General features: G+C 65.6%; 9 protein-coding genes and 1 pseudogene. 3 read left to right on the top strand and 7 right to left on the bottom strand.

From position 1 onward, the window contains the following. The first annotated feature begins 330 nt into the window (after positions 1–330). Complete coding sequence (gene mscL / locus LXM94_RS18155) at positions 331–762, top strand: large conductance mechanosensitive channel protein MscL (RefSeq protein WP_235772880.1); 432 nt, start codon at positions 331–333, stop codon at positions 760–762. A 139-nt stretch (positions 763–901) separates the two neighbouring features. After that, entirely contained in the window at positions 902–2,068 is a 1,167-nt protein-coding gene (locus LXM94_RS18150; RefSeq protein ID WP_235772879.1) for a pyridoxal phosphate-dependent aminotransferase, read from the top strand. A gap of 16 nt (positions 2,069–2,084) precedes the next feature. Here the strand turns inward: LXM94_RS18150 and LXM94_RS18145 are convergent. Next, positions 2,085–2,245 (bottom strand): annotated as a pseudogene (locus LXM94_RS18145) (AAA family ATPase); the annotation flags it as partial. 162 nt (positions 2,246–2,407) lie between these two features. On the opposite strand from LXM94_RS18145, the gene galE reads away from it, so the two are divergent. Then, a complete protein-coding gene (gene galE, locus LXM94_RS18140) occupies positions 2,408–3,400 on the top strand; it encodes a UDP-glucose 4-epimerase GalE (protein WP_235772878.1) in 993 nt (330 codons plus the stop codon). Between the two features lie 4 nt (positions 3,401–3,404). Here the strand turns inward: galE and LXM94_RS18135 are convergent, their stop codons facing one another. The 6 genes from LXM94_RS18135 to LXM94_RS18110 all read right to left on the bottom strand — a co-directional run bounded on the left by LXM94_RS18135 (position 3,405) and on the right by LXM94_RS18110 (position 9,421). After that, complete coding sequence (locus tag LXM94_RS18135; protein WP_235772877.1) at positions 3,405–3,707, bottom strand: chorismate mutase family protein; 303 nt, start codon at positions 3,705–3,707, stop codon at positions 3,405–3,407. A 335-nt stretch (positions 3,708–4,042) separates the two neighbouring features. Beyond that, positions 4,043–5,047 carry a cytochrome d ubiquinol oxidase subunit II gene (gene cydB, locus LXM94_RS18130; RefSeq protein ID WP_235772876.1) on the bottom strand — a complete coding sequence of 335 codons (1,005 nt, stop codon included), beginning with the start codon at positions 5,045–5,047 and terminating at the stop codon, positions 4,043–4,045. Continuing rightward, the gene (locus tag LXM94_RS18125) at positions 5,037–6,455 is read right to left on the bottom strand and encodes a cytochrome ubiquinol oxidase subunit I (RefSeq protein ID WP_235772875.1); all 1,419 of its coding nucleotides are present in this window, start codon (positions 6,453–6,455) and stop codon (positions 5,037–5,039) included. The genes cydB and LXM94_RS18125 overlap by 11 nt, the downstream gene beginning before the upstream one ends. A gap of 234 nt (positions 6,456–6,689) precedes the next feature. Further along, positions 6,690–7,859 (bottom strand): M20 aminoacylase family protein, encoded by a 1,170-nt coding sequence (locus LXM94_RS18120; protein WP_235772874.1) that lies wholly within the window; start codon positions 7,857–7,859, stop codon positions 6,690–6,692. A 15-nt stretch (positions 7,860–7,874) separates the two neighbouring features. Then, positions 7,875–8,693 (bottom strand): ABC transporter permease, encoded by an 819-nt coding sequence (locus LXM94_RS18115; RefSeq protein ID WP_235772873.1) that lies wholly within the window; start codon positions 8,691–8,693, stop codon positions 7,875–7,877. Further along, positions 8,693–9,421, bottom strand: coding sequence for an ABC transporter permease (locus LXM94_RS18110; protein ID WP_235772872.1), 729 nt, complete (start codon positions 9,419–9,421; stop codon positions 8,693–8,695). The genes LXM94_RS18115 and LXM94_RS18110 overlap by 1 nt, the downstream gene beginning before the upstream one ends. Between the last annotated feature and the right edge of the window lie 45 nt (positions 9,422–9,466).

Here is a 9,466-nt window from a genome sequence, read left to right as displayed (position 1 = left end):
GCGGCCGGCCGCGCGCCGCCACACTCGGATCCCGGCTCTTGCGGTCCCCGTAGCTCGCCACCGCGAAAAGCAGCAGCAGATAGGCGAGCGCCGAGGCAAAGATCAGCCAGCCCGGCAGCATGTTTCCTCCCGAAACGACCGGCCAAATGACCGGGAGGCCAGCATATTCCATCCCGGCGGCGAAGAAAATCACCGCCGCCTTAGTCCAAAGTCGCGGGGCGGGCCGGAAAGCCGGCGGGCGCCATTCTCTCCGGTTGCAGCGGGCGGCTTGTTCCCTCGGTGGCGAAACTGCATTAGGGTGAGACGGCCTCGCAGGAACAGGAGACCCGTATGCTCAATGAATTCAAGGCGTTCATCGCCCGCGGCAATGTTATGGACCTTGCCGTCGGCGTCATCATCGGTGCCGCTTTCAGCAAGATCGTCGATTCCATCGTCAACGACCTCGTCATGCCGATCGTCGGCGCGCTGACAGGCGGCGGCTTCGACTTCTCCAACTACTTCGTGGCGCTGTCCGGCAATGTCACCGCCCCGTCCCTGGCGGCGGCGCGCGAGCAGGGTGCGGTCTTCGCCTACGGCAACTTCATCACGGTGTTCATCAACTTCCTGATTCTCGCCTGGATCATCTTCCTGATGATCAAGGGGGTGAACCGGCTGCGCGCAACGGTCGAGAAGGAGAAAATCGCGGAAGCCGCGCCGCCGCCGGCCGACGTACAGCTCCTGACCGAGATCCGCGACCTTCTGAAGAGCCGCCCCGCCGCCTGATTCAGAGCGCATGCATCAGTGGAATCGATGGGACCGTCAGCGAAACTCGCGTGATGTCCCTTCCGAAAACCGGTAGAACCGCCGCGCCGCGCCGCGCCGACCGGTCGCGGCGGTTTTTGTTGCCGGAGCCCCATCCCGTATGACCATTCTTGAAAGTCTCAGCCCCCGTTCGCTCGAAGCGCCGGAAAGCGGCATCGTCGAACTCGTCAACTATGCGCGCGGCCGCGACGGATTGATCCCGCTCTGGGTCGGCGAGGGCGACCTGCCGACGCCCGCCTTCATTTCCGAGGCGGCGGCGCGGGCGCTTGCGGCCGGGGAGACCTTCTACACCTGGCAGCGGGGCATTCCGGAGCTGCGGGCGGCGCTCGCCCGCTACTACACCCGCCATTTCGGCACGACGCTGCCGGCCGAGCATTTCTACGTCGTCGGCTCCGGCATGCAGGCGATCAAGCTCGCGATCGAGGCTCTGACCTCGCCCGGCGACGATGTCGTCTACCTCACGCCCGCCTGGCCGAATTTTTCCGCGGCCGCGGCCCTGTCCGGCGCGCGCCCGATCGCCGTGCCGCTGGAATTTGCCGAGGGACGCTGGCAGCTCGACCTCGAGCGGCTCGAGGCGGCGATCACGCCGAAGACCCGCGTGCTCTTCGTCAATACGCCATCCAACCCGACCGGGTGGACCGCGGCGCGGCAGGATCTCGCCGATCTTCTCGCCATCGCCCGCCGTCACGGGCTCTGGATCATGGCGGACGAGATCTATGCGCTCTATCACTATGCCGGCGGCCGCGCGCCGTCCTTCCTCGATGTGATGGAGGACGGCGACCGGGTCGTCTTCGTGAACTCCTTCTCGAAGAACTGGTCGATGACCGGCTGGCGCGTCGGCTGGATCGTCGCGCCGCCGGAGATGGGGCAGGTGATCGAGAACCTGATCCAGTATTCGACCTCCGGCGTGCCGCAGTTCCTGCAGAAGGGCGCCGTCGCGGCGCTCGACGAAGGGGACGACTTCGTCCGGTCGAACGTCGAGAAGGCGGCGCGCAACCGCGACCTTTTGTGCGACAGGCTGATTGCGACGAACCGGGTGGAGACGCTGAAGCCGGACGGCGCGCTCTATGCCTTCCTGAAGATCGACGGGGTGACCGACTCCCGGCTTGCGGCGCTCGACATCGTCGACCGCACGGGCGTCGGGCTGGCGCCGGGAACCGCATTCGGACCCGGCGGCGAACGCTTCATGCGCGCCTGCTTCCTGCGGGATTCGAGGCAGGTGGAGGCGGCGGCCGAGCGGCTTGCGGGCTACATCTCGGCGCGCTGATCCCAGGCTGCGAAGCGAGGACGAAATCGGCGCGGCCCCGACCGGGACTTTGGGAAGCGTGACCGCCTCGCAGCCGAGGCCAGGATAGACCGCCGCGAGCCGCTCGTATTCCGCGACCGCCGCATCGACGCCGTGCCGCCGTTCGGGATCGCGCCCGTAGATCTCCGGCCAGGGCGGACAGCACGACGACACGATCGGACACGGGCTTCCTTTCCATGGCGGTGTGGCCGCAGAACGGCCCGATTGGCATTGCAGTCGAGGGCGGACCCGCAACCTGTTGTGTCTTCAATCACGGCAGGATGATATGGCTTGCGAAATTGGACGATTCGGAGAGATGGCATGGCAGTTCTCGTCACCGGCGGCGGCGGTTATATCGGTTCGCACATGGTCTGGGCGCTGGTGGATGCGGGGGAGGAGGTCGTCGTCATCGACCGGCTCTCGACGGGGTTCCGCTGGGCGATCGCGCCGGAGGCGCGCTTCTACGAGGGCGATATCGCCGACCGCGATCTTCTGGCGCGCATCTTCGCCGAGAACCCGATCGATTCGATCATTCATTTTGCGGGCTCGATCATCGTGCCCGAATCGGTCGCCGATCCGCTGTCCTACTACGAGAACAATACGGTGAAGTCGCGGGCGCTGGTCGCGGCAGCGGTCGAGGCAAAAATCCCGCATTTCGTTTTCTCCTCGACGGCCGCCGTCTACGGTACGCCGGAGACGGCCGATCCGGTGCTGGAATCGGCGGCGGTCCGGCCGGAATCGCCCTACGGCTCCTCCAAGCTGATGACGGAAATCATGTTGCGCGACACTGCGGCGGCGCACGATTTCGCCTATACGGCGCTGCGCTACTTCAACGTCGCCGGCGCCGACCCGCGCGGCCGCACCGGCCAGTCGACAAGGGGTGCGACGCATCTGATCAAGGTCGCCTCGGAGGCGGCGCTCGGCAAGCGCCAGGGCATGGACGTCTTCGGCACCGACTATCCGACGCCGGACGGCACCTGCGTGCGCGACTACATTCACGTCACCGACCTCGCCAACGCCCATCTCAAGGCGCTGCAGCGCATGCGCGCCGGCGGCGGCTCGCTGGTTGCCAATTGCGGTTATGGACGCGGCTTCTCGGTGCTTGAAGTGCTGAGCCGGGTCAAAGAGGTCTCGGGCGTCGACTTCCCGGTGCGGATCGCCGGCCGCAGGCCCGGGGACGCCGTGTCGATCGTTGCCAATCCGGCGGTCGCGATGAAGGAACTCGGCTGGACGCCGGCACACGACGATCTCGCCTTCATCGTGCGCACCGCGCTCGACTGGGAAAACCACCTGACCCGGCGCAACCAGATCTGAAGGCTTATTCGGCCTCGCCCAGCGCGCGTTTCTCATGCGCGATCGCGTGGTCGATGAGTTGGCTCCAGATATCCTCGTAGAAGTCCGGGTCCAGTCCGTGCGACCCGGCGTTCAGCCGAGCGTTCCGCCGCACCTCCGCGACCCGCTCCGGAATGTCGGCGGGAAGGCCGAGCCCGGACTTGATCTCGGTGGCGCGGCCGATGAAGGTCCAGCGTTCGGCGAGGAGCACCATCAGGGCCTCGTCGATCCTGTCGATATTCTCCCGGATTTCCGCCATCGTCGTGCAGTCGGCCGCGCGCATCGTCATCCCGTTCTCCTTTTGCGGTGCGGGATAGCAGAAGGCGGCGAAGGGGAAAAGCGGTGGAGGCGGTGCGAGGCCAAAAGCCACATGCAGGCCCGGGGAAACGAGGAGGGTGCGGTCCTGTCTCGCTTCGGGGGCCTGCATGCCGGCCGAGGTCAAGCTAGGATACGAAGCTGGCGTGAGGCTTGATAAGATGCTGACGTAACGTCAGGTGCGGCATGCAGCGGTTCAGCCGCCGAGCATGAGCTTGATGGCGAGGCCGACGACGGTCACCGTCGCGACGCCCGCCGCCCACAGCCCGACGAACCAGAGCAGCTTGCGGCCCGTGCCATGCTCCACGGTCAATGGTACCCCTCTCCCGGATCGACCTTGCCGCGGAACACCCAATAGGCATAGCCGGTGTACGCGAGGATGATCGGCACGAGCACGACGGCGCCGACGAGCAGGAAGCCGAGGCTCTCGTCCGGCCCGGCCGCCTCCCAGATCGTCACCGAGGTCGGCACGATATAGGGGTAGAAGCTGATGCCGATGCCGATGAAACCGAGCACGAACAGGCCGAGCGCGGCGAGAAAGGGCCGCGTGTCGTGTCGCGTCTTCAATCCCTGGATCAGCAGGTAGGAACAGCCGAGCACGAGAAGCGGAACGACGATGCTGAAGATCATCGTCGGCCAGCCGAACCAGCGGTCGAGATAGAGCGGCTTGAGGAACGGCGTCCACAGGCTGAAGATCCCCATCGCCGCCAGCGTGCCGACGCCGGCCCTGAGCGCATAGTACCGAGCCCGTTCCGCGAGGTCGCCGGTGGTTTTCATCACGAGCCAGGTCGCGCCGAGCAGCGCGTAGCCGACGAGCAATGCAACGCCTGTCGCGACGGAGAACGGCGTCAGCCAGTCCCACCAGCCGCCCGTATAGGCGCGGTTTTCGACCGGAATGCCCTGCACCAATGCGCCGAGCGCCACGCCCTGGCTGAAGGCCGCGACGGTCGAACCGCCGGAAAAGGCGATGTCCCAGAGAAATTCGCCGCGTTTCGTGCGCCAGCGGTATTCGAAGGCGACGCCGCGGAAGATCAGGCCGAGCAGCATGGCCGTCAGCGGCATGTAAAGGGCGGGCAGGATCGTCGCATAGGCAAGCGGGAAGACGGCGAGCAGTCCGCCGCCGCCGAGCACCAGCCAGGTCTCGTTGCCGTCCCAGACCGGCGCGACCGAGTTCATCATGACGTCGCGGTCGTGTTTCGCCTTGAAGAACGGAAAGAGAATGCCAACGCCGAGATCGAAGCCGTCGAGCACCACATAGGCAAGAACGGCGAAGGCGATCAGCGCCGCCCAGATGAAGGGAAGATCAAGCGCCATGGTGGCCGCTCCCGGGTTTGATGGCAACGGCGGAGGCCGGCGTAATGCCGGCGGACCGGAGCGGACCGCCCTGCAGGTCCGGCATCGGATCGCGCGGCAGGCGCCGCATCAGCCGGAGGATGTAGAAGGTGCCGGCGCCGAAGACGAGGAAATAGACGATGATGAAGGCGATGAGCGAGGTCGCGACGGCCGGCGCGTCGACCGGCGAGATCGACTGCGACGTCAGGAGATGGCCGTAGATCGTATAGGGCTGGCGGCCGACTTCGGTCGTCACCCAGCCCGCGAGGACTGCGACGAACCCGGCGGGACCCATCAGCATGGCAGCACGGTGCAGCCAGCGGTTCTCGCCGAGCGTACCGCGCCAGCGACACCAGAGCGACCACAATCCCATGCCGAGCATCGCGAAGCCGATTCCGACCATGATGCGGAAGGACCAGAAGACGATGGGAACAGGCGGCTCCAGCTCGTCGGGAACCGTGTCCAGACCGGCGAGCGGCGCGTCGAGACTGTGTTTCAGGATCAGGCTCGACAGTTTCGGGATTTCGATCGCGTAGTCGACGCGCTTCGCCTCGGAATTCGGCATGCCGAACAGGATGAGCGGCGCGCCGTCCGGATGGCTGTCATAGTGTCCCTCCATCGCCATGACCTTGACCGGCTGATGCTCCAGCGTGTTGAGGCCGTGGGCGTCGCCGGCGAAGATCTGGACGGGCGCAACGATCGCCGCCATCCACATCGCCATCGAGAACATTTTTGTTGCCCGCCGCGGCGCGTCGCCGCGCTGCAGGTGATAGGCGCCCACAGCGCCGACCACGAAGGCGGTCGTCAGATAGGCGGCAAGCACCATGTGCACGAGGCGGTAGGGAAAGGATGGATTGAAGATCACCGCCCACCAGTCGGTCGGTATATACTGGCCCTGCTCGTTCAGGCCGAATCCGGCCGGCGTCTGCATCCAGGAGTTCACGGCGAGGATCCAGGTTGCCGAGATCAGCGTACCGAAGGCGACCATGCAGGTGGCGAGGAAATGCAGCCGCGGTCCGACGCGATTCAGGCCGAAGAGCATGACGCCGAGGAAACCCGCCTCGAGGAAGAAGGCGGTGAGAACCTCATAGCCCATCAGCGGTCCGATAACCGGACCTGCCTTGTCCGAGAAGACGGCCCAGTTGGTGCCGAACTGATAGGACATGACGATGCCCGACACCACGCCCATGCCGAAGGCGAGTGCGAAGATCGTCTTCCAGAAATCGAAAAGCGCCAGATACGCCTCGTCCTTCGTCCACAGCCACAGGCCTTCGAGAACCGCGAGATAGCTCGCGAGCCCGATCGAGAAGGCCGGGAAAATGATGTGGAAGGACACCGTGAAAGCGAACTGGAAGCGGGCAAGCAAGGTGGCGTCGAATGAATCGAACATCGGTCTTCCTCTTCCTTTTCGCGGACGCGGCGCCGCGCGGATGCCCACACGTGCAGCGTGAAACCTCCGCCGTCCGTAAGAATGTGGTGCAGCAGCGGACAAGGTCAATCACCGAACAACCGGCAGGTTGTCGCAGCGCGACAATCCGGCGCTTGCGGCATTTTCGCCCGGAACGATGACAGGATGACGGGCGCGGAAGCATTGCCGCACGCGGCCGGAAGGGGCCTCGGTCGATCAGGACGCTTTCAGGTAGCTTTCCGCAAGTTCCGTCCAGAAGGCCGCACCGATCGGCAACAGGTCGTCGTTGAAATTGTAGCCCGGATGGTGAAGCGACCTGTCGTTCTCCGAGCTCTTCGCTCCGAGGAAGAAATAGGTGCCCGGCCGCTCTTTCAGCATATAGGCGAAGTCTTCGCTGCCCATGAACGGACGCTCGAGGTCGACCACCTTGTCGGCGCCGGCGAAGCGGATCGCCAGATCGCGCACCAGATCCGTTTCGGCCTTGTGGTTGATGGTCGCGTCGTAGCTGCGCTCATAGTTCACGGTGGCGCTCATGCCGTAGCTTTCGGCCTGCCGTTCGGCGACGAGGCGAATGCGGCGCTCCAGTTCGTCGCGCACCGCCGGATCGAAGGAGCGGATGCCGACGACGATCTCGGCGCGCGACGGAATGACATTGCTCGCCGAACCGGCGTGGAACGCGCCGACGGTGACGACGGTCGGGTCGAGCGGATGGATGTTGCGCGAGACGATCGTCTGCAGCGCCATGACGATCGAAGCGCCGGCGACGATCGGGTCGGCGGTCTCCTGCGGCTCGGCGCCGTGGCCGCCGATACCGTTGACGGTGATGCGTGCCTCGTCGACGGCCGCCCCGATCGGTCCCTCGCGAAGGGCGAACTGCCCGAAGGGCAGGGTGGGTTCGTTGTGGAGCGCGAAAACCGCGTCGCAGGGGAAGCGCTCGAACAGTCCCTCGTCGATCATGATCTTCGCGCCGCCGAAATTCTCCTCGGCCGGCTGGAAGATGAGGTGCACCGTGCCGTCGAAATTCCGCCGTTCGGCGATCACCTTTGCCGCGCCGAGCAGCATGGTCGTGTGTCCGTCATGGCCGCAGGCGTGCATCAGTCCGGGCGTTCTGCTGGCATAGGGGAGCCCGGTCTCCTCCAGGATCGGCAGCGCATCCATGTCGGCGCGGATGCCGACCGAGCGGCGGCTCGTCCCGTTCGTGAGCGTCGCGACCAGGCCCGTCTTCGCCAGCCCGCGCGTGACCGTATAACCGCAGCTTGCGAGTTCGCGCGCCACGATGCCCGATGTGCGGACCTCTTCCAGCCCGAGTTCCGGATGGGCGTGCAAGTCGCGGCGGATCGCCACCAGCTCCGGCATGGCGTTGGCGAGGGTCGTATGAATGGTCATGGCAATGTCCGGTTGTCAGGCCCCGCGCGTGGGGATCCTGTTTTCGAGATAGCGGAAGGCGATCACGAGGATCGCTGTCAGGCAGAGATAGATGAGCGCGAGCAGGAGCAACGGCTCATAGGTGATGTAGGTTTCCTGGCGCACCTTGGAGATGACCGCGTAGACGTCGATGACGGTGATCGTTGCCACCAGCGGTGTCGATTTCAGCTGAAGCACGGTCTCGCCGTTCAGCGTCGGCAGCGCCCGGTGGACGGCCCGCGGCAGCCAGATGCGGCGGAAGACGGTGAAAGGGCTCATGCCATAGGCGCGCGCGGCCTCAAGTTCTCCCGGGGGGACGCCGGCAAAGGCGCCGCGCATCACCTCGCCCTCATAGGCCGCAAACGAGATCGTCAGCGCCGCGACGCCGTAAGGCCAGGCCTCGCGCAGATAGGGCCAGAGGAAGGAGTTGCGGATTTCCGGGAACTGCGGGAACAGCGAGCCGAGGCCGTAGTAGAGCAGCCAGAGCTGGAGCAGCAGCGGCGTGCCGCGGATAACGGTGCAGAAGACGCTGGCGAGCCATTTCAGCGGGCGCGGCCCGGTCACCTGCACAAGTCCGATCGGCACCGCCAGCAGGAAGCCGAGGATGGCCGTGCTGAACAGCATCATCAGCGTCACGCCGATGCCCGAGACGAGGCGTCCGGAATATTTCGGCACCCAGTCCCACCGCATGAACCAGACGACGCAGAAGACGAGGATTGCCGCGACCGCCAGCATGACGATCCGATGTGGCTTAAGGAAGCTCTGCCGGGACGGCAGGTCGGTGAGGGCGACGGCGGTGATGGTCTGTTCGCTCATCAGGCCGGCTCCGCCATGCCGCGCCGGTAGTGGCGCTCGATAATGCCAATGACGACGTTGGAGGCGAGCGTCAGCGCCAGATAGAGCACGCCGGCTGCCAGGAAGAAGAGAAGATAGTGTTTGGTCGCACCCGCCGCCTGGCGCGTGACCAGCGTCAGCTCGCTGAAGCCGACGACGGCGAGCAGGGCTGTGTCCTTGGTGGCGATCAGCCAGAGGTTCGAGAGACCGGGAATCGCATGCGGCAGCATGGCGGGCAGCGTGATGCGCCGAAGGATCTGCAGCGGCGACATGCCGTAGGCACGCGCCGCCTCGATCTGGCCGGCCGGCACGGCCTTGATCGCGCCGCGCAAAACCTCGGTCGAATAGGCGCCCTGCACGACACCGATGACGAAGATGCCGGCCGCAAGGCCGCTGATGTCGACGGAGCCGAAGCCGAGCGCGGCGGACAACTGGTTCAGGACGTCGGTGCCGGCATAATAGAGAATGAGGATGAGCACGAGTTCGGGAACGGCGCGCACGACGGTCGTATAGACCTCGAGCAGGTCCTTCGTGACCGCCCCGCCGTAGAGCTTGCCGAAGGCGCCGCCCGTGCCGAGCCCGAGCCCGAGCGCATAGCCGCCGACGGCGATCTGGATCGAGTTGACGAAACCCAACAGAAGCACGCCGCCCCAGCCGGGCGGTTCCAGCGCAAGCAGGCTCCAGTTGATCAGCGATCCGGCATCGGCCATCTGCTATTCGTCCGTTCGGGGAAAGATGCCGGCGGCAGGGCCGCC

The sequence above is a fragment of the Rhizobium alarense genome (assembly GCF_021555155.1).
Taxonomy (GTDB): Bacteria; Pseudomonadota; Alphaproteobacteria; order Rhizobiales; family Rhizobiaceae; genus Rhizobium_D; species Rhizobium_D alarense.
Note: the sequence above shows the minus strand (reverse complement) of the source record. Positions and strands in the feature narration are given on the sequence as shown.

Bases quoted from the DNA above. Each gene is read 5' to 3' on its own strand.
- galE (WP_235772878.1), top strand. From the start codon at position 2,408: ATGGCAGTTCTCGTCACCGGCGGCGGCGGTTATATCGGTTCGCACATG.
- LXM94_RS18125 (WP_235772875.1), bottom strand. From the start codon at position 6,455: ATGTTCGATTCATTCGACGCCACCTTGCTTGCCCGCTTCCAGTTCGCT.
- cydB (WP_235772876.1), bottom strand. From the start codon at position 5,047: ATGGCGCTTGATCTTCCCTTCATCTGGGCGGCGCTGATCGCCTTCGCC.
- mscL (WP_235772880.1), top strand. From the start codon at position 331: ATGCTCAATGAATTCAAGGCGTTCATCGCCCGCGGCAATGTTATGGAC.
- LXM94_RS18110 (WP_235772872.1), bottom strand. From the start codon at position 9,421: ATGGCCGATGCCGGATCGCTGATCAACTGGAGCCTGCTTGCGCTGGAA.
- LXM94_RS18150 (WP_235772879.1), top strand. From the start codon at position 902: ATGACCATTCTTGAAAGTCTCAGCCCCCGTTCGCTCGAAGCGCCGGAA.
- LXM94_RS18135 (WP_235772877.1), bottom strand. From the start codon at position 3,707: ATGACGATGCGCGCGGCCGACTGCACGACGATGGCGGAAATCCGGGAG.
- LXM94_RS18115 (WP_235772873.1), bottom strand. From the start codon at position 8,693: ATGAGCGAACAGACCATCACCGCCGTCGCCCTCACCGACCTGCCGTCC.
- LXM94_RS18120 (WP_235772874.1), bottom strand. From the start codon at position 7,859: ATGACCATTCATACGACCCTCGCCAACGCCATGCCGGAGCTGGTGGCG.